Below are 18,173 nucleotides of genomic sequence, written 5' to 3'. Positions count from 1 at the left end.
TTTGCGAATTAACGACGAAATGTAACACACGGGAAAGCGTAGGCGGACCTCCTGCAAACCCTGTCTGCATGCCGTCTCGCGACTTGCGCGAGGCTGCCGCACCCCTGTGCTACTGCGAACTGAACCACGCTGATCAAGCAACGAGCGAGCCAGACCCTTGATGACTGACGCCACTCTCCTGAGTTCCAACTATTCACACTACGCGGCGCGCGCTGCGGCGGCCCGTCCGCAACTCGTGGCGCACGTGGCGGCGCTGGCGTCCGGGCCGCTCACGCGCGAGCGTATCGACGCGCGTTTCGACGCCTTGTGCGCCGAGTCGGCCGGCGCGGCCGATGCGCCATTGAGTGAAGATGCACTTAAACGGGCCTTGCGCCAACTGCGCACCGAGGTTTTTTGCGCCGTGATGGAGCGTGATCTGGCGGGTGAGGCGGATGTTGCCGAAGTCACCGGCGCGATGACGGACCTGGCGGAGACGACGATCCAGCGCGCGCTTGCGGTCCTGTCCGCCGAACTCGAAGCGCTGTATGGCGAGCCGCGCAACCCGCAAGGCGAACGGCTCTCGCTTGGCGTGGTGGGGATGGGCAAGCTTGGCGGGCGCGAGCTGAACGTGTCGTCCGATATCGACTTGATCTTCATTTATGAAGAGGACGGTGAGACCGCTGGCGGCCAGCGTTCGCCGATCGCCACGCAGGACTTTTTCACGCGCCTCGGCAAGCGCCTGATCGGCGCCCTCGCCGAAGTGACCGGCGACGGCTACGTGTTCCGTGTCGATATGCGGCTGCGGCCGAACGGCGACTCGGGACCGCTCGTGTGCAGTCTCGGCATGCTCGAAGAGTATTTCTACGTGCAAGGCCGCGAGTGGGAGCGCTATGCGTGGATTAAGGGGCGTCTCGTGTCCGAAGCCGCGAGCGATGCCGCGCAACGGCTGCAGAAGCAGCTCGATGCGATCGTCATGCCGTTCGTCTACCGCCGCTATCTCGACTTCGGCGTGATCAGCGCGATTCGCGCACTCCATCTGCAGATTCGCCAGGAGGCGCAGCGGCGTGCGTCGATGCGTCCCGACAAGGCGGACGACATCAAGCTCGGGCGGGGCGGCATCCGCGAAATCGAATTCAGCGCGCAGGTGTTCCAGTTGATCCGTGGCGGCCAGGATGCGGGCTTCCGTGTGCGGCCGACGCTTGCCGTGCTGCGTCACGCGGCCACGCATGGGCTGATCGACACGTCGGTTTGCGTGAAGCTGTCGCAGGCGTATCGCTTCCTGCGCGAACTCGAGCATCGGCTGCAATACCGCAACGATGCGCAGACCCATGCGATGCCGGTCGATCGCGAGGAACGCGCGGCGCTCGCTCATGCGATGGGTTGCGACGACTACGCCGCGCTGATGGCCAAGCTCGACGCGCATCGCGAATTCGTCGAACAGCAGTTCGATCAGATTTTCGCCGACAAGGTGAGCGGCCGCGACGGCTGTGGCGCACCCGAAGACGGCGCCGGCGTGTGGGTGTGGAGCAGCGCGCTCGCCGACGACAGCGCCGACGAAGCCCTGCAGGCGCGCCTGATCGAACTCGGCGTGGCCGAACCGGGCGAACTGCTCGCGCGGCTGCGCGCGGTGTGGCAGTCGTCGCGTTATGCGGGGCTGGCCGAGCGCAGCCGGCAACGTTTCGACATCGTCGCGCAACGGGCGCTCGAAGCCGCGCGCACGCTGGAGCCCGCCGAGCGGCGCGGCGATACGGTGGCGCGGTTCTTCGACCTGCTCGAAGCGGTGAGCCGGCGCGGCGCGTATCTCGCGCTGCTGACCGAATATCCGCAGGCGCTGCATCGCGTGCTGTCGGTGCTCGGCGGGTCGCGCTGGGCGGCCGGCTACCTGATCCGCCATCCGCAATTGCTCGACGAATTGCTGGACGACGAAGCGATCAACAGTCCGTTCGACTGGCCCGAGTTCAAGCGCACGCTGCGCCTGCGCCTTGCCGCGGCGGACGGCGTCGAGCAGCAGATGGATCTGTTGCGCCATGCCCACCAGGCCGAGGTGTTTCGCATTCTGCTAATCGATCTGGCCGGCAAGCTGAGCGTCGAACATGTGAGCGACCGGCTGTCCGAACTCGCCGATGCCGTGCTCGACGTCACGCTCGAGGCCGTCTGGAACCAGCTGCCGAAACGCCACCGCGACGTGCCGCGTTTCGCGGTGATCGCGTACGGCAAGCTAGGCGGCAAGGAACTGGGCTACGCGTCCGATCTCGACGTGATCTTCCTCTACGACGACCCCGACGACGCCGCAGCCGACGTCTACTCCACCTACACCCGCCGCCTGATCACCTGGCTCACGACGGCAACCGGCGCCGGCACCCTGTTCGACGTCGACTTGCGTCTGCGGCCGAACGGCGAATCGGGCCTGCTCGTCACCGATCTGGACGCGTTCCGCCGTTACCAGTTGCGCGAGGGCGACGCAGCGAATACGGCGTGGGTATGGGAGCACCAGGCATTGAGCCGCGCGCGTTACTGCGCGGGCGACGCTGAGATCGGCGCGAAGTTCGAAGCCATCCGCGAACAGGTGCTGACCACGCCGCGCGAAGCGGCGCCGCTGATGAAGGAAATTGTGGAGATGCGTGCGCGCGTCGAAGCGGGGCATCCGAACCATACGGCGCTGTTCGACCTGAAGCACGATAGCGGCGGGATGGTGGATATCGAGTTCACCGTGCAGTACTGGGTGTTGTTGCACGCGGCGAGCGATCCCGAGTTGATCCGCAATACCGGCAACATCGCGTTGCTGCGGGAAGTGTCGCGCTTCGGCCTGATGAGCGAGGCGGAAGCGGAGACGGTCGGCGCGGCGTACCGAACGTACCGCAAGTTGCAGCACCAGTTGCGGCTGGATGGGATGGAGAAGGCGCGGGTCGAGCCGGCGCTGGTGGCTAGGGAGCGTGAAGCGGTGCTGGGGCTGTGGAAGCGTGTGTTTGGTTGAACGCGCGCGAGGGTTTCTCAAGCGGGGCCTGCCTGGCGGCGCTTCGAGCGGCGGCGTGAGCGACGTCGCGGCCTTCACTTTGCCAAGCGGGCGACGCGCCCAGCGATTCACCCTTAGCCGTCGTTCGTCGCCGCCAGTGCTCCGATCGCGAGTCGCGGATGGCGAGGGCATCCCCAGCCGACGAACAACTACGCCGCCAGCATTTCCTTCGCATGCTTGCGCGTGGTCGGTGTGATCTCCAGGCCGCCGAGCATGCGCGCGACTTCCTCGACGCGACTCGCCTTGTCGAGCGAGGTCACGCTGCTGACCGTGCCACCTTTGCCGTTGCCCGCTTTCGCCACCTGGAAATGATGGTCGCCGCGCGCGGCAACTTGCGGCAAGTGCGTCACGCACAGCACCTGGCGCTGTTGGCCAAGCTGATGCAAAAGCCGCCCGACCACTTCGGCGACGCCGCCGCCGATGCCCGTGTCCACTTCATCGAAGATCAGCGTGGGTGTCGGGCTGGCGGCGCTGGCGATCACGGCGAGCGCGAGGCTGATCCGCGCCAGTTCGCCGCCTGAGGCGACCTTGGCAAGCGGCCGCAGCGGCACGCCGGCATGACCGGCGACGCGGAACTCGACCTGTTCGAGCCCGTGCGCGCCGCCTTCGGGCAGCGGCACCAGCGCGACTTCGAAGCTGCCGCCTTTCATCGACAGTTCCTGCATGCCGGTGGTGACCGCCGCGCCCAACGCCTTGCCGGCCTTGGCGCGCGCCTTCGAGAGTTTCTTCGCCTCGGTCAGGAAGTCTTCCCTGGCTTTGGCTTCGGCGGCGTGCAGGCTGTCGAGGTCGGCGGCCGCGTCGAGCGCGGCCAGTTGCGCGCGACGCGCCTCGTGTTCCTCAGGCAGTGTTTCCGGCTGCAGACGGAACTTGCGCGCGGCCGAATGCAACGCGTCGAGACGCTTCTCGACCTGCGCCAGCCGATCCGGATCGAGTTCGAGCTTTTGCGCGTAATGACTCAGCGAATAAGCCGCTTCCTGCAGCTGGATTTCGGCCGGCTCGAGCGCGGCCAGCACGTCGTTCAAGGCCGGATCGATCTCCGCCAGATCACGCACCTTCGAGACGATCGAGGAAAGATGCGTGATCATGGCCTCGTCCGATTCGGACAGCGCGCCGAGCGCGCCTTGCACGCCGTCGATGAGATTGGCGGAGTGCGACAGCCGCCGATGCTCGGCGTTCACTTCTTCCCACTCACCGGGTTGCGGCGCGAGCTTGTCCAGTTCGGTGAGCTGCCAGGCGAGGCGCTCGCGTTCCAGTTGCAGTTCACGGTCACGCGTTTGCGCGTGCTCGACCGCCTGAACCTTCTCGCGCCACATGCGCCATGCTCGCGTAACGGTCGCGGCAGTGTCGGACAGGCCGGCGTGTGTGTCGAACAGTTCGCGTTGCGCGTCGGGGCGCATCAGCAACTGGTGTGCATGCTGGCCATGAATATCCACCAGCATTTCGCCGACCTCGCGCAACTGCGCGAGCGTCGCCGCGGTGCCGTTGATGAAGGCCCGCGAGCGGCCGTTCGCATCCACCACGCGCCGCAGCATCACCGTGCCGTCGTGATGGCCGTCGTCGCCGGTCGTGCCGAGCGCCTGCTCGTCGAGCCATTGCTCGACCTGCGCGTGCGTCTCGAACTCCGCGGTGATGTCGGCGCGGCTTTCGCCGGCGCGCACGACGTTCGCATCGGCGCGGGCGCCGAGCGCGAGCGCCAGCGCGTCGATCAGGATCGACTTGCCGGCGCCGGTTTCGCCGGAGAAAACAGTAAAGCCGCTGTCGAATTCGAGATCGAGCGCGGCGACGATGACGAAGTCGCGTATCGAGAGGTGGCGAAGCATGGAGGTCGTCTGGTGAGCGTGATAGTCGGGTTTCGGCAGCGGCGGCGTTCGCGTTCCGGTGTCCTTGCCGCTCAGGGCTTGGGATCTTCTTCGTGCGACGGGTATTCGTTCCAGTGCAGCTTCTTGCGCAGCGTGGCGAAGTAGCTGTAGCCGACGGGATGCAGCATCGGCACCGTATGACGCGAGCGGCGCACTTCGATCGTGTCGCTCAGTTCGAGCGAGGTGAACGACTGCATGTCGAAATTGACGTTCACTTCGCGCCCCGAGACGATCTGGATGCTCACCTTGGAGTCGTCCGGCAGCACGATCGGCCGGTTCGAGAGCGCGTGCGGCGCGATCGGCACCAACACGATGCCTTGCAATTGCGGATGCAGAATCGGCCCTTGCGACGACAGCGCGTAAGCGGTCGAGCCGGTGGGCGTGGCCACGATCAGGCCGTCCGAGCGCTGGTTGTACATGAAGCGGCCGTCCACCGAGACATGCAGTTCCGCCATGCCCGAGAAGCCGCTGCGGTTGACCACCACGTCGTTGAAGGCCAGCGCGTGATAGATCGGATTGCCGCCACGCATGATGCGCGCTTCGAGCAGCACACGTTCTTCGCGCTCGAAGTTGCCCGACAGCATTTGCGGCACGATCTCGCGCATGTCGGAGATCGGAATGTCGGTAATGAAGCCGAGCCGCCCGTGGTTGATGCCGATCAGCGGCGTGCGGTACGGCGCAAGCTGGCGGCCGATGCCGAGCATGGTGCCGTCGCCGCCTAGCACCACCGCAACGTCGGCGCGCGCGCCGATCTCGGCGGGATGCAGCGCCGGATAGTCGGTGACGCCGATCTCGGCGGCGGTGTCGGCTTCGAACACGACCTCGAAGCCGCGCTTCGCGATGCACGAGGCGAGCGTGGTCAAGGGCTCGGCGATGCCCGGCGTATTGTTGCGCCCGACGAGCGCGACGGTCTTGAACTGGCTGGTCACTTGCATGCCGGCATTACACCATAGGTAGGGCCTGAAAAGAACCGCAGACAGACCCGGTAGCGGGCCGGCATGCGCGGGCCGTCAGCGCATCTCGCGATTGTCGTTAGAATGGTGAAGCCTTGATGACATGTGCGCCGGTTAAAGTGCGGCGGGGTGCCGGCAGCGGGGCCGCCCAGAAGGTGGCCCGCAAGGTGGTCCGCAAAGCGTCGGGCGGAACGCCGGCTAGCAGGCCGGACCGAAGGCAATGCGCTGCGCTGGCAACAGGCGGCGCGTTCGTCAGGGATGGGCGCCCCTAGCGCTCGCGGTTGTCGTGCCATTGAGCTAAAATTTTCCGTCATGCTAGATCCTCGCGCACAAACCCTCCTCAAAACGCTGATCGAGCGTTACATCGCCGAAGGTCAGCCGGTCGGCTCGCGCACGTTGTCGCGCTATTCGGGCCTCGAACTGAGTCCCGCAACGATCCGCAACGTGATGTCCGACCTCGAGGACCTGGGGCTCGTGATCAGTCCGCATACTTCGGCGGGCCGCATTCCCACGCCTCGCGGCTACCGCCTGTTCGTGGACACCATGCTGACGGTGGAGTCCGCCGCAGACGAAGAGGCCGTGACGCGTACTGTCAAGACTACGCTGCAGGCGGGCGAACCGCAGAAAATCGTTGCGGCGGCGGCCAGCGTGCTCTCCAATTTGTCGCAGTTCGCCGGCGTGGTGCTCACGCCGCGGCGCAGCCATGTGTTCAAGCAGATCGAGTTCATGCGTTTGTCCGACAAGCGCATTCTGCTGATCATCGTCACGCCGGAAGGGGACGTGCAGAACCGCATCATGGCTACCCAGCGCGATTTCTCGCCGTCGCAACTGGTCGAGGCGTCCAACTACATCAACGCGCACTTCGCGGGCCTTTCGTTCGACGACGTGCGCCGCCGCCTGCGCGAAGAAATCGACGAGTTGCGCGGCGACATGACTACGTTGATGCATGCCGCCGTCACCGCCAGCACGGACGAATCCGACACGGGCGAGACCGTGCTGATTTCCGGCGAGCGCAACCTGCTCGAAGTCGCCGACCTTTCGTCGGACATGGCGCGCTTGCGCAAGTTGTTCGATGTGTTCGACCAAAAGACTAGTCTCCTTCAATTGCTCGACGTGTCGAGTCACGCGGCGGGCGTGCAGATTTTCATCGGCGGCGAGTCGAATCTCGTGCCGATCGAGGAAATGAGCGTGGTCACCGCGCCGTACGAGGTGAACGGCAAGATCGTCGGCACGCTCGGCGTGATCGGGCCGACCCGCATGGCCTACAACCGCGTGATTCCGATTGTGGACATCACCGCGCGCCTGCTTTCCCTGACTCTCAGCCAGCAATAAATAGCTTCGACTCCTGGCCGCGGCGGCACCTGCTGCAAATAATGCGTGACCGCGCGCGGCTTGCCAATTGGCCGAATGGCCAGGGGTGTCCGGCGGACCGGTGCATGAACCGCGCCGCTATAATGAATCCCACCTGAACCGACTCTCCGCCAAAACCGGTTACTTCTGCTGCCTATGCGCTTCGACCTCGAGCGGCCCTCACAGAACGCCACGTCACACCGTGTCGCCGTGCTGCTGATCAATCTCGGCACGCCCGACGCGCCGACGCCGCGTGCGGTCCGCCGCTATCTCGCGCAGTTTCTGTCCGATCCGCGCGTGGTCGAAATTCCGGCGCTGCTCTGGCAGATCATTCTGCGGCTACTGATTTTGCCGGTCCGGGGCCGCGCGTCCGCCAAGAAGTACGCCGCGGTGTGGATGCCCGAAGGCTCGCCACTGCGCGTTCACACAGAGAAGCAGGTGGAGGGCTTGCGCCATCTGTTGCAATTGAACGACTACACGGTGCTGGTCGATTACGCGATGCGCTACGGCACGCCGGGCATTCCGGCCATGCTGAACCAGCTCAAGCTGGCGGGCGCCGAGCGCGTGCTGCTGATGCCCATGTATCCGCAGTATTCGTCGTCGACCACCGCCACCGCTTTCGACGACGCTTTTTCGGCGCTCAAGCGTATGCGCAATCAGCCGGAGGTCCGCACGGTGCGGCAGTACGCCGACCATCCGGCCTACATTGCGGCGCTTGCCGCGCAGGTGCATCACTATTGGCATCAGCACGGCCGGCCGGACTTTGCCGCGGGCGACAAGCTGGTACTGAGTTTCCACGGCGTGCCCAAGCGCACGCTGGATCTCGGCGACCCATACCACGAGCAATGCCAGCAAACCGGCGCACTGTTGATGCAGGCGCTCGAACTGACACAGGTGGAATGCCGCATCACGTTCCAGTCGCGGTTTGGCAAGGCCGAATGGCTGCAGCCGTACACGGCGCCCACGCTGAAAGAACTGGGTGCGGCGGGTGTGCGTCGCGCCGACGTGTTCTGTCCGGGCTTTACAGCCGATTGCCTTGAAACCATCGAGGAAATCGGCATGGAAGTGCGCGACGAATTCCTCCACGCGGGCGGCAAGGATTTCCATCGGATTCCCTGCTTGAACGCCTCGCAGGCATGGATTGCCGCGCTGGGCGAGATCGTCGCGCAGAACCTCCAGGGATGGCCGGTGCAGGCGTTGCCGGTGCCGCATACGACAGGAGCTTGAACAGGCTCATGAATTACACGATTTCAACTGAAGCGGGCGCGAAGCTGCGCATCGACAAATGGCTTTGGGCGGCGCGCTTCTTCAAGACGCGTTCGCTCGCGGCCGACGCCGTCGAAAAAGGCCACGTGCGGATTGGCGGCGCCAGCGTCAAGCCGGCCAAAGACGTGCGGGTCGGCGACCTGGTGGAGATCGAGATCGAACGGATTGTGTGGCAGGTGGAAGTGCTGGGCGTGTGCGACGTGCGCGGCCCGGCGAGCGTCGCGCAAACGCTTTATGCGGAAACCGAAGCGAGCAAGGTGAAGCGGCAGGTCGAACAGGAGCGGCGCAAGACGTATCGCGAGCCGGCGGCCGCGTTGCACGGCCGGCCGACCAAACGCGACAGGCGCACTATCGACAAACTTTCAGGTGGGGGTTGAACAGTTGTTCCATGGTCGCGTGCACACCGCCGTATTCGGTAGTGTGGTCGTTGACAGCCCCGGACATGCAGATGGTCGTGGTGCCCGCAATCAGAACCAATGCGACCACCGAGATTGCAAAGGTCAGTTTCACGGTACTCCCCTCGGGAAGGTTCAGGATAAAGACGGGCGAAGCGGGTGGAAATTGCAATATGTCGGAAAGGTTGACGTCAGATTAGGGTTAACGCGTCTTTTCCGATGCTTAAGTGGAGCATAGGCCACTTGTCGATAGCACTCAATCTCAATCTGATTGCGCAGCAATAATCGTTGTAACCGGGCATTTCCGCCGCGCGTTCGTGGTGCGAAAAGATCCGGGAGAACCGCTTGAAATGGTTGTTCCCGGCCTCATCTGCCGTTTTGATTTGCGGTGACTCGCGCAGTTGTCTGTCGCGATTTTGCAACGCACAAACCGCGCCAGGTTTGATGCGCTGCCTGCCACCGTTGGCTTTTACCTCGCTTTCACCCATTTAACGACTTTCAGCGACATGGAAAACACGCAAGAGAACCCGACGAGCCAGAATCCCACGCCCGCCGACGAAACCGCGCGCCAGGCCGCCGAGGCCGCGGCACCTCAGCAGGAAGCGGCTGCCAACGCCGCGACCGACTCGCCGGTCAACGCCGAGCAAGCGGCCTTGGCCGAAGCTGAAGCGAAGATCGCCGAGTTGCAGGAAAGCTTCCTGCGGGCCAAGGCTGAGACCGAAAACGTCCGCCGCCGCGCTCAGGAAGACGTCGCCAAGGCACACAAGTTTGCAATCGAGAGCTTCGCCGAGCATCTGCTGCCGGTAATCGACAGCCTCGAGGCAGCCGTCGCCCACTCATCCGACGATCTGCAGAAGGTGCGCGAAGGCGTCGAACTCACGCTGCGCCAGCTCACCGGCGCGTTGGAGAAGGGCCGCGTCGTCGCCCTGAATCCGATTGGCGAGAAGTTCGACCCGCACCGCCATCAGGCCATTTCCATGGTGCCGGCCGAGCAGGAGCCGAACACCGTGGTGGCCGTGCTGCAAAAGGGCTTCGTGATCGCCGATCGCGTGCTGCGGCCGGCACTCGTGACCGTCGCGGCACCGAAGTAAGCGCCGGAAGGCTCGGTAAGCCGTTTCGGCCGGCAGGCAGCGCCGCGGCCAGTGTTCTCGTCGGCGCCTCGGTGCTTCGCGTCTTCGCGATGCGCGAGCTCGGCGCCGAGTCATTCGGAGCAGACGATGAATTGGCGTGGTGTTTGCCAGAATCTCGACCGCTTCAACTGTGAGATCTTCAGGAAAGCCGTGCCCGTGAGCCGGGCGCGATTCACGCGCTCGGTCTCGAATGGTTTCACAGCAACGTTGGCGAGCATCGCGAACTGGGCCGGCGCTTCATGCTGCACGGCGTGGCCACGTGGTTTCACTTCCACGTCGGCAGGCAGGCGGCTCGGTTAATGGAACAAATTTGGGCAAAAGTTCGCCCGATTGAAAAAAATTAAAGACCGCATCGCAAAAGAGGTCTTGAAAACGATGCGGACGCACTTATGTTGAGTGCAGGTAGGAATTGAGAGCGGATCGCCTTACCGCCAGCTGGGCAAACAAGGCGCTTCCCGCAGCGATCAAAGTTAGGAGATTAGTAAAAATGGGCAAAATCATCGGCATCGACCTCGGCACGACCAACTCGTGCGTGGCGATCATGGAAGGCAATTCGGTCAAGGTGATCGAGAACTCGGAAGGTGCGCGCACCACGCCGTCGATCATCGCTTACATGGAAGACGGCGAGATCCTCGTCGGCGCGCCTGCGAAGCGTCAGTCGGTCACCAACCCGAAGAACACGCTGTACGCAGTCAAGCGCCTGATCGGCCGCCGCTTCGAAGAAAAAGAAGTGCAGAAAGACATCGGCCTGATGCCGTACAAGATCATGAAAGCCGATAACGGCGACGCATGGGTCGAAGTGCGCGATCAGAAGCTCGCTCCGCCGCAAATCTCCGCGGAAGTGCTGCGCAAGATGAAGAAGACCGCTGAAGACTATCTCGGCGAGCCGGTCACGGAAGCCGTGATCACGGTTCCCGCGTACTTCAACGACAGCCAGCGCCAGGCAACCAAAGATGCAGGCCGCATCGCCGGTCTGGAAGTGAAGCGGATCATCAACGAGCCGACGGCAGCCGCTCTGGCGTTCGGTCTGGACAAGGCCGAAAAGGGCGACCGCAAGATCGCGGTGTATGACCTGGGCGGCGGTACGTTCGACGTGTCGATCATCGAAATCGCGGACGTCGACGGTGAAATGCAGTTCGAAGTGCTCTCCACGAACGGCGATACGTTCCTGGGCGGTGAAGACTTCGACCAGCGCATCATCGATTACATCATTGCCGAGTTCAAGAAAGAACAGGGCGTGGATCTGTCGAAAGATGTGCTCGCGCTGCAACGCCTGAAGGAATCGGCTGAAAAGGCGAAGATCGAACTGTCGTCGAGCCAGCAAACCGAAATCAACCTGCCGTACATCACGGCCGACGCGTCGGGTCCGAAGCACTTGAACCTGAAAATTACGCGTGCGAAGCTGGAAGCGCTGGTTGAAGAGCTGATCGAACGCACCATCGAACCGTGCCGCGTGGCGATCAAGGACGCAGGCGTGAAGGTCGGCGAAATCGACGACGTGATTCTCGTCGGCGGTATGACCCGCATGCCGAAGGTGCAGGAAAAGGTCAAGGAATTCTTCGGCAAGGATCCGCGCCGTGACGTGAACCCGGACGAAGCCGTCGCCGTGGGCGCCGCGATTCAAGGCCAGGTTCTGTCGGGCGACCGCAAGGACGTTCTGCTGCTCGACGTGACCCCGCTGTCGCTCGGCATCGAAACGCTCGGCGGCGTGATGACGAAGATGATCAACAAGAACACCACGATCCCGACCAAGCACGCCCAGGTCTATTCGACGGCCGACGACAATCAGGGCGCCGTGACGATCAAGGTGTTCCAGGGCGAACGCGAAATGGCAGCGGGCAACAAGCTGCTGGGCGAGTTCAACCTGGAAGGCATTCCGCCGGCACCGCGCGGCACGCCGCAGATCGAGGTGAGCTTCGACATCGACGCGAACGGCATTCTGCACGTCGGCGCGAAAGACAAGGCGACCGGCAAGGAAAACCGCATCACGATCAAGGCAAACTCGGGTCTGTCCGAAGCCGAAATCGAGAAGATGGTGAAGGACGCCGAAGCGAACGCGGAAGAAGATCACAAGCTGCGTGAACTGGCCGATGCGCGCAACCAGGGCGACGCGCTGGTCCACAGCACGAAGAAGGCGCTCACCGAATACGGCGACAAGCTGGAAGCTTCTGAGAAGGAAAAGATCGAAGCCGCGCTGAAGGACCTCGAAGAAACGCTGAAGAGCGGTTCGAGCGACAAGGCCGCGATCGAAGCCAAGATCGAAGTGGTGGCCACCGCCTCGCAGAAGATGGGCGAGAAGATGTACGCCGACATGCAGGCTGCGCAGGGTGCCGAAGCAGCGGCAGCGGGCGCGGCAAGCCCGGGTGCAACGGCCGGTGGCGCGAGCCACCAGCAGGACGACGTGGTCGACGCCGAGTTCAAGGAAGTCAAGAAAGACTAAAGCCAGGTCGCCTTTCGACCGTAAAGCCGCACACAGCCTTGTGTGCGGCCCGGCTGCACCGGAGACTGCGCCAGCTTTGTCGAACAGCAGGACAGCAGAAACGTGCAAGAGCGGTTATCACGCCTGGCGAGCCTTTTAGGCTCTCCGGGCACATTTGTTTTATGGAGGGCGTTGTTTTGAGCCGCATTCAGGCGGCATGAAACGACGGCCGGACGAGTCGTGAGACTCCAGCATTCAAGAGGAGCCACCGTGCGCATTGCGCGAGTGGCGTTGAACCGATATGGCGAAACGGGATTACTACGAGGTTCTGGGCGTCGCAAAGAACGCGAGCGACGACGAAATCAAGAAGGCTTATCGCAAGCTGGCGATGAAGCACCACCCCGACCGCAATCCGGGCAACAAGGATGCGGAAGAGCATTTCAAAGAGGTGAAGGAAGCCTATGAAATGCTGTCGGACTCGCAAAAGCGTGCCGCGTACGATCAGTACGGCCACGCGGGCGTCGATCCGAACATGGGCGGTGCCGGGGCGCAAGGCTTCGGCGGGTTTGCCGACGCATTCGGCGATATCTTCGGCGACATCTTCGGCCAGGCGGCCGGTGGTGCCGCACGCGGCGGCGGCCGCGCCGGCCCGCAGGTGTATCGCGGCGCCGATCTGCGCTACAGCATGGAAATCACGCTGGAACAGGCCGCACACGGCTATGACACGCAGATTCGCGTGCCGAGCTGGGTCTCGTGCGAAGTCTGTCACGGTTCGGGCGCCAAGCCCGGCACCAAGCCGGAAACCTGCCCGACCTGTAGCGGTTCGGGTTCGGTGCGCATGTCGCAAGGCTTTTTCAGCATTCAGCAAACCTGCCCGAAGTGCCACGGCACCGGCACCTACATTCCTGAACCGTGCGGCCACTGCCACGGCGCGGGCAAGGTGAAGGAAACCAAGACGCTGGAAGTGAAGATCCCGGCAGGTATCGACGACGGCATGCGTATCCGTTCCGCCGGCAATGGCGAGCCGGGTATCAACGGCGGCCCGTCGGGCGATCTGTACGTCGAGATTCACATCAAGCAGCACTCGGTGTTCGAGCGCGACGGCGACGATCTGCATTGCCAGATGCCGATTCCCTTCACCACCGCGGCGCTCGGCGGCGAAATCGAAGTGCCGACCCTCGCGGGCCGCGCCAGCTTCACCGTGCCGGAAGGCACGCAGTCGGGCAAGACGTTCCGTCTGCGTGGCAAGGGCATCAAGGGGCTGCGTTCGAGCATTGCCGGCGATCTGTACGTGCACGTGCAAGTCGAAACGCCGGTCAAGCTCACCGAGCCGCAACGCGATCTGCTCAAGCAGTTCGAGAAGGCATTGGTCGAGGGTGGCTCGCGGCATAGTCCGCAAAGCAAGAGCTGGTTCGATCGGGTGAAGAGTTTCTTCGATTAATGGCAGTTTGAAGTTGGCGGTAGGTATGACGGCAGATGAGCGCGACGCGGTGTTCGCGTTGCTCGACGATTGCGACGCGACGGCGGCGCGCCGTTCGAGTCGTCTGTACACGGGTTTTGTGCATGAACGGGTGTGTGCGGATGCCGCGCAGCTCGAAGCCGTGTGCGGGACCGTGGTCGCTGAGACGCAGCGAGGCTTGCATGCTGTTGTGCTCGCCGACTATGAGTTCGGCCGGAATCTTCTCGACGGAGAAGTACACCGGTCTCTGAAAACGCAGCGTGGCGATGCCACGCTGCGTTTTTTATTGTTCGAACGTTGCGAGAAGCTTGCTCGCGAAGAGGTCGACACATGGCTCATGGCGCGCGACGAAGGCGCGGCCGAGCCATCAGTGGCGGGTACGGCTAACGTGCGCGCGAGCGTCGACACGGCGCAATTCAATGCGTCGATCGATGCCATTCACTCGGCCCTGCGCGCGGGGGATTCGTATCAGGTCAACTACACGTATCGGCTCGGTTTCGACGTATTCGGCTCGCCGACCGCGCTGTATCGGCGGTTGAGGGCGCGTCAGCCGGTGCCGTATGGCGCGCTGATCGCGTTGCCGGGCGGACAGTGGGTGCTGTCCTGCTCACCGGAGCTCTTCATCGAGAAGCAGGGCGCGATGTTGCGTGCGCGGCCGATGAAAGGCACGGCGCCGCGCTCGGACGACCCGGCGGCGGACCGGCGCGCTGCCGAATTCCTCGGCAACGATCCGAAAAACCGCGCCGAAAACGTGATGATCGTCGACCTGTTGCGCAATGATCTGTCGCGGGTCGCGCAAACAGGCTCGGTCAAAGTGCCGGCGTTGTTTTCGGTCGAGCCGTATGCGTCGGTGTGGCAGATGACCTCGACGGTGCATGCGACGTTGCGACCCGGCACGTCGTTCGCCGGAATATTGCGCGCGTTGTTTCCTTGCGGCTCGATCACCGGCGCGCCGAAGCATCGCACGATGCAGTTGATCGATGAACTCGAGAGCACGCCACGCGGGCTCTATACCGGCGCGATTGGTTGGCTGGATGCGTCTTCATCGGCTGCTGATACTACAGACGCAACCACTCTCGAAGCAAACCAGACCGCCTGTGGCGACTTCTGCTTATCCGTCGCGATCCGCACGCTGACGTTGAGCCGGTCGACACAAACTGGCCAACTGGAAGGCAAGATGGGCGTCGGCGCGGGCATCGTGCTCGACAGCGTCGCCGCCGACGAATATGCGGAGTGCCAATTGAAGGCCAGCTTTCTGACCGGCGCCGAGCCGGGTTTCGAGCTATTCGAGACGATGTATGCGACACGCGAAGAGGGTGTGCGGCATCTATCACGCCATCTCGCACGGCTCTCGTCGAGCGCCGCGACGCTCGGCTTCAAACTCGACGACGCAAACGCCATTAGCGCAGAGATCGCGGCGAAGTGTGCGTCGCTGCCTGCGCACACGCCGCATCGCATGCGGCTTGCGTTGAGCAAAAACGGCACGATACAGATCACTGCCGCGGTATTGACGCCGCTAGCCGAATCGACAGTCGGCGTGCTGCTTGGACCCGATCACGCTTTCCCGGCAACCGACGCCGCCGACACGCTGCTACGCCACAAAACGACGCGCCGCGCCGAATACGATCGCGGCTGGCGCGAAGCCGAAGCGAAGGGCGCATTCGATACGTTGTTCTTCAACGCGCAAGGCGAGTTGACCGAAGGCGGCCGTTCGAATGTGTTGGTGAAGTTGGGTGGGCGCTGGTGGACACCGCCGCTTGTGTCGGGCCTGCTACCCGGCGTGATGCGTGGCGTTCTACTCGAGGACGTGTCGGATTTGCAGGTGACCGAACGTGTGCTGACCCGGACGGATTTGCAAAACGCCGAAGCGCTAATGGTGTGCAATGCGCTGCGAGGTGCAGTACCGGCGCGGATTGTGGCCTGAGAGAGGCGAGAGAGTAAGCCGCTAACGGCAGCAGCAGGAAACGCGGCGCCGGCTCGCCTGTCTGCGCGCTTCAGCCGTGAAGAATATGCCGTAGCCGAGCCATCCAGCCGGTCAGGCGCGCATGCCAGGCGGATTCCCGCACGTCATGAGGTACGGTGGCGTGGTCGCGGATTCCCGCTACATCGATCAGGCAAAATGGGCTCAAGGTGGTCTCTCCCCGGCTCGCGGCCAAGCCGCATTAACAGGAAGACGAAGACAGACAACCAGCTTTGCATACGATATCGGATCGGTCTCAAAACGGGCGCGAAGACGCCCGTTCCGCCGCATTCTCTATCGCTTGAAACTCAGAACGTGTGCTCCGGCCCAGGAAACGAACCGTCCTTCACCGCAGACACGTACGCTTCCACGGCCGCCAGAATACTCGGCTGCCCTTGCATGAAATCCTTCACGAAGCGCGGCCGTTTGCCGGGGAAAATGCCCAGCATGTCGTGCAGCACCAGCACCTGACCCGAACAATCCACGCCCGCGCCGATGCCGATCGTCGGAATGCGCAACTGTTTCGTCACGTCGCTTGCGAGCAGCGTCGGAATCGCTTCCATCACGATCAACTGCGCGCCGGCCTGCTGCACGGCGAGCGAGTCGCGCATCAACTGCGTCGCGCCCGCCTCGGTTTTGCCTTGTACCTTGAAGCCGCCGAACGCATGCACGGATTGCGGCGTCAGACCGACGTGCGCGCATACGGGAATCGAACGTTCCACCAGGAAGCGCACCGTGTCCGCGAGCCATTCGCCGCCTTCGAGCTTCACCATCTGCGCGCCGGCGCGCATCAACTCCACCGAGCTTCTGAAGGCGTCTTCCGGCGTGCCGTAGGTGCCGAACGGCAAGTCGGCCACGATTAGCGCCGCGGGCCGCGCACGCGCCACGCTAGCCGTGTGATACGCGATGTCGGCGAGCGCCACGGGCAGGGTGGTCGTCTGGCCTTGCAGCACGTTGCCGAGCGAGTCGCCGATCAACAGCACGTCGACGCCCGCGCGATCCAGCAGCGCGGCAAAGCTCGCGTCGTAGCAGGTGAGCATGGCGATTTTTTCGCCGGCATCGCGCATTGCCTGCAGTTTAGGCACGGTGATGGCGTTCCGGCTCGCTTCCTGCAAATAGGTCATGGGTCAATCCGTTGAGAAAAGAGAGGTGGCGGCGCCGCTTACAGCGACGTGCCTTTGACAAAGAACTCCTTGCGGCCGCGCATGGTTTCGATGCGTTCGGCGAGCAGCGCAAGGTCCGCGTCTGAGTCGAGCGGATTGAGGTGTTCGGCGTTGACCGTCAGCACGGGCGTGCGGTCGTAGTGATAGAAAAACTCGTTGTACGCGTCGCACAGCGCGTGCAGATACGCGTCGGAAATCTGTAGCTCCATTGGCACCGCGCGTTTCTGGATGCGCGCGAACAGCACCTCGGGACTCGCCTGCAGATAGACCACGAAGTCGGGCGCCGGCGCGTTGACGTCGATCCGCGCGGCAAGCGCGCGATACAACTGCCACTCGTCTTCCTGTAGCGTCAGACGCGCGAAGATGTCGTTCTTCTGCGTCATGAAATCGGCGATCAGCGGCGTGCCCGACAGGTGCGCCGCGCTCACGTCCTGCGCCTGCTGCGCGCGCTGCAAGGCAAAGTGCAGTTGCGTGGGCAACGCGTAACGCGCGGTGTCGCGATAAAAGCGTTCGAGGAAAGGATTGTCCTGCGGCCGTTCGAACAGTTCGTGCATCGACCAGCGCTGCGCGAGGCGGCGTGCGAGCGACGTCTTGCCGACGCCGATCGGCCCTTCGATCGCGAGATAGCCGAACGGAGGCCGCAGTTGCGGCGCCGTGACGGTGAGCGGCGTTGAATTCATTCGCAGCGGCCTTTGGGTGGCGTGCTCTCGGCGGCCAATGCATTGAGCATAGGACACTGGCAAGGCCCCTTCACCTTCTCGATGCGCTGATCGCTCACGCCGCTGAGCAGCGCTTCGGCGCGGCCATGTTGCGGGATGACCAGCGTGGGGTCGATCTCGATGAGCGGCACCAGCGCGAAAGCGCGTTCGATCAAACGTGGATGCGGCACGATCAGATCGGCTTCGTCGATCGATTGATCGCCGAACAGCAGAATGTCCAGATCGAGCGTGCGCGGGGCATTGCGAAACGGCCGCTCGCGGCCGAACTGATGCTCGATCTTGTGGCACAGCGCAAGCAGATGCCGCACGGGGAGCGTCGTATCGATCTTCACGACGCAGTTGAAATAATCGTCACCGCCCGCGTCGATCGGGGCAGTGCGATACAGGCTCGACTTGGCGAGCACGGTGATGGTGTGCTGTTGTGCGAGGCACACCACCGCGTCTTTCAGGGTCTGGCGCGCGTCCCCGAGATTCGCGCCGAGGCCGAGATAAGCAACCGTCATGGCAT

15 protein-coding genes are annotated in these 18,173 nt (G+C 63.5%); 8 read left to right on the top strand and 7 right to left on the bottom strand.

From position 1 onward, the window contains the following. Window positions 1-160 precede the first annotated feature (160 nt). Window positions 161-2,953 (top strand): bifunctional [glutamate--ammonia ligase]-adenylyl-L-tyrosine phosphorylase/[glutamate--ammonia-ligase] adenylyltransferase, encoded by a 2,793-nt coding sequence (gene glnE / locus P0D80_RS10370; RefSeq protein WP_408178869.1) that lies wholly within the window; start codon window positions 161-163, stop codon window positions 2,951-2,953. A gap of 188 nt (window positions 2,954-3,141) precedes the next feature. On the opposite strand, the gene recN is transcribed toward glnE, so the two are convergent. Together recN and P0D80_RS10360 are read right to left on the bottom strand one after the other, a co-directional pair. After that, a complete protein-coding gene (gene recN / locus P0D80_RS10365; RefSeq protein ID WP_408283415.1) occupies window positions 3,142-4,812 on the bottom strand; it encodes a DNA repair protein RecN in 1,671 nt (556 codons plus the stop codon). 71 nt (window positions 4,813-4,883) lie between these two features. Continuing rightward, window positions 4,884-5,786 carry an NAD kinase gene (locus P0D80_RS10360; protein WP_408283412.1) on the bottom strand — a complete coding sequence of 301 codons (903 nt, stop codon included), beginning with the start codon at window positions 5,784-5,786 and terminating at the stop codon, window positions 4,884-4,886. 330 nt (window positions 5,787-6,116) lie between these two features. Here P0D80_RS10360 and hrcA point away from each other — a divergent pair, with 330 nt between their 5' ends. From hrcA to P0D80_RS10345, 3 genes are all read left to right on the top strand, one after another. Then, a complete protein-coding gene (gene hrcA / locus P0D80_RS10355) occupies window positions 6,117-7,136 on the top strand; it encodes a heat-inducible transcriptional repressor HrcA (RefSeq protein ID WP_106284494.1) in 1,020 nt (339 codons plus the stop codon). Between the two features lie 174 nt (window positions 7,137-7,310). Then, window positions 7,311-8,381: a ferrochelatase gene (gene hemH, locus P0D80_RS10350; RefSeq protein ID WP_408283408.1), complete on the top strand. Its 1,071-nt coding sequence runs from the start codon at window positions 7,311-7,313 to the stop codon at window positions 8,379-8,381. Between the two features lie 8 nt (window positions 8,382-8,389). Next, on the top strand, window positions 8,390-8,797 hold the full coding sequence (locus tag P0D80_RS10345) for an RNA-binding S4 domain-containing protein (protein ID WP_132375997.1): 408 nt from the start codon (window positions 8,390-8,392) through the stop codon (window positions 8,795-8,797). Here P0D80_RS10345 and P0D80_RS10340 read toward each other — a convergent pair. Next, window positions 8,769-8,930 (bottom strand): hypothetical protein, encoded by a 162-nt coding sequence (locus tag P0D80_RS10340; RefSeq protein WP_012431795.1) that lies wholly within the window; start codon window positions 8,928-8,930, stop codon window positions 8,769-8,771. The two genes, P0D80_RS10345 and P0D80_RS10340, sit on opposite strands and share 29 nt — an antisense overlap. A gap of 76 nt (window positions 8,931-9,006) precedes the next feature. Then, window positions 9,007-9,303: a hypothetical protein gene (locus P0D80_RS10335; protein WP_408283404.1), complete on the bottom strand. Its 297-nt coding sequence runs from the start codon at window positions 9,301-9,303 to the stop codon at window positions 9,007-9,009. An 18-nt stretch (window positions 9,304-9,321) separates the two neighbouring features. On the opposite strand from P0D80_RS10335, the gene grpE reads away from it, so the two are divergent. The 4 genes from grpE (at window position 9,322) to pabB (ending at window position 15,747) form a co-directional block, all read left to right on the top strand. Then, entirely contained in the window at window positions 9,322-9,906 is a 585-nt protein-coding gene (gene grpE, locus P0D80_RS10330) for a nucleotide exchange factor GrpE (RefSeq protein WP_132375995.1), read from the top strand. Window positions 9,907-10,432: 526 nt separating this feature from the next. Then, window positions 10,433-12,385, top strand: a complete 1,953-nt coding sequence (gene dnaK / locus P0D80_RS10325) for a molecular chaperone DnaK (RefSeq protein WP_132375994.1) — start codon at window positions 10,433-10,435, stop codon at window positions 12,383-12,385. 280 nt (window positions 12,386-12,665) lie between these two features. Beyond that, entirely contained in the window at window positions 12,666-13,805 is a 1,140-nt protein-coding gene (gene dnaJ, locus P0D80_RS10320) for a molecular chaperone DnaJ (RefSeq protein WP_132375993.1), read from the top strand. 25 nt (window positions 13,806-13,830) lie between these two features. Further along, complete coding sequence (gene pabB / locus P0D80_RS10315) at window positions 13,831-15,747, top strand: aminodeoxychorismate synthase component I (protein WP_408283399.1); 1,917 nt, start codon at window positions 13,831-13,833, stop codon at window positions 15,745-15,747. Between the two features lie 344 nt (window positions 15,748-16,091). On the opposite strand, the gene panB is transcribed toward pabB, so the two are convergent. From panB to folK, 3 genes are read right to left on the bottom strand one after another with little or no spacing between them, the layout of a single operon-like run. After that, on the bottom strand, window positions 16,092-16,907 hold the full coding sequence (gene panB / locus P0D80_RS10310) for a 3-methyl-2-oxobutanoate hydroxymethyltransferase (RefSeq protein WP_132375991.1): 816 nt from the start codon (window positions 16,905-16,907) through the stop codon (window positions 16,092-16,094). Window positions 16,908-16,945: 38 nt separating this feature from the next. Continuing rightward, complete coding sequence (locus tag P0D80_RS10305; protein WP_408283396.1) at window positions 16,946-17,626, bottom strand: deoxynucleoside kinase; 681 nt, start codon at window positions 17,624-17,626, stop codon at window positions 16,946-16,948. After that, a complete protein-coding gene (folK, locus tag P0D80_RS10300; RefSeq protein ID WP_132375989.1) occupies window positions 17,623-18,168 on the bottom strand; it encodes a 2-amino-4-hydroxy-6-hydroxymethyldihydropteridine diphosphokinase in 546 nt (181 codons plus the stop codon). Before folK ends, P0D80_RS10305 begins: the two co-directional genes overlap by 4 nt. Between the last annotated feature and the right edge of the window lie 5 nt (window positions 18,169-18,173).

This window comes from Paraburkholderia sp. RL17-373-BIF-A, from assembly GCF_046030175.1.
In the GTDB taxonomy this organism is placed as follows: Bacteria; Pseudomonadota; Gammaproteobacteria; order Burkholderiales; family Burkholderiaceae; genus Paraburkholderia.
The sequence above is the reverse complement of the archived record's forward strand: the minus strand, read 5'-3'. Positions and strand labels throughout refer to the sequence as shown.

Bases quoted from the DNA above. Each gene is read 5' to 3' on its own strand.
- glnE (WP_408178869.1), top strand. From the start codon at position 161: ATGACTGACGCCACTCTCCTGAGTTCCAACTATTCACACTACGCGGCG.
- recN (WP_408283415.1), bottom strand. From the start codon at position 4,812: ATGCTTCGCCACCTCTCGATACGCGACTTCGTCATCGTCGCCGCGCTC.
- P0D80_RS10360 (WP_408283412.1), bottom strand. From the start codon at position 5,786: ATGCAAGTGACCAGCCAGTTCAAGACCGTCGCGCTCGTCGGGCGCAAC.
- hrcA (WP_106284494.1), top strand. From the start codon at position 6,117: ATGCTAGATCCTCGCGCACAAACCCTCCTCAAAACGCTGATCGAGCGT.
- hemH (WP_408283408.1), top strand. From the start codon at position 7,311: ATGCGCTTCGACCTCGAGCGGCCCTCACAGAACGCCACGTCACACCGT.
- P0D80_RS10345 (WP_132375997.1), top strand. From the start codon at position 8,390: ATGAATTACACGATTTCAACTGAAGCGGGCGCGAAGCTGCGCATCGAC.
- P0D80_RS10335 (WP_408283404.1), bottom strand. From the start codon at position 9,303: ATGGGTGAAAGCGAGGTAAAAGCCAACGGTGGCAGGCAGCGCATCAAA.
- grpE (WP_132375995.1), top strand. From the start codon at position 9,322: ATGGAAAACACGCAAGAGAACCCGACGAGCCAGAATCCCACGCCCGCC.
- dnaK (WP_132375994.1), top strand. From the start codon at position 10,433: ATGGGCAAAATCATCGGCATCGACCTCGGCACGACCAACTCGTGCGTG.
- dnaJ (WP_132375993.1), top strand. From the start codon at position 12,666: ATGGCGAAACGGGATTACTACGAGGTTCTGGGCGTCGCAAAGAACGCG.
- pabB (WP_408283399.1), top strand. From the start codon at position 13,831: ATGACGGCAGATGAGCGCGACGCGGTGTTCGCGTTGCTCGACGATTGC.
- panB (WP_132375991.1), bottom strand. From the start codon at position 16,907: ATGACCTATTTGCAGGAAGCGAGCCGGAACGCCATCACCGTGCCTAAA.
- P0D80_RS10305 (WP_408283396.1), bottom strand. From the start codon at position 17,626: ATGAATTCAACGCCGCTCACCGTCACGGCGCCGCAACTGCGGCCTCCG.
- folK (WP_132375989.1), bottom strand. From the start codon at position 18,168: ATGACGGTTGCTTATCTCGGCCTCGGCGCGAATCTCGGGGACGCGCGC.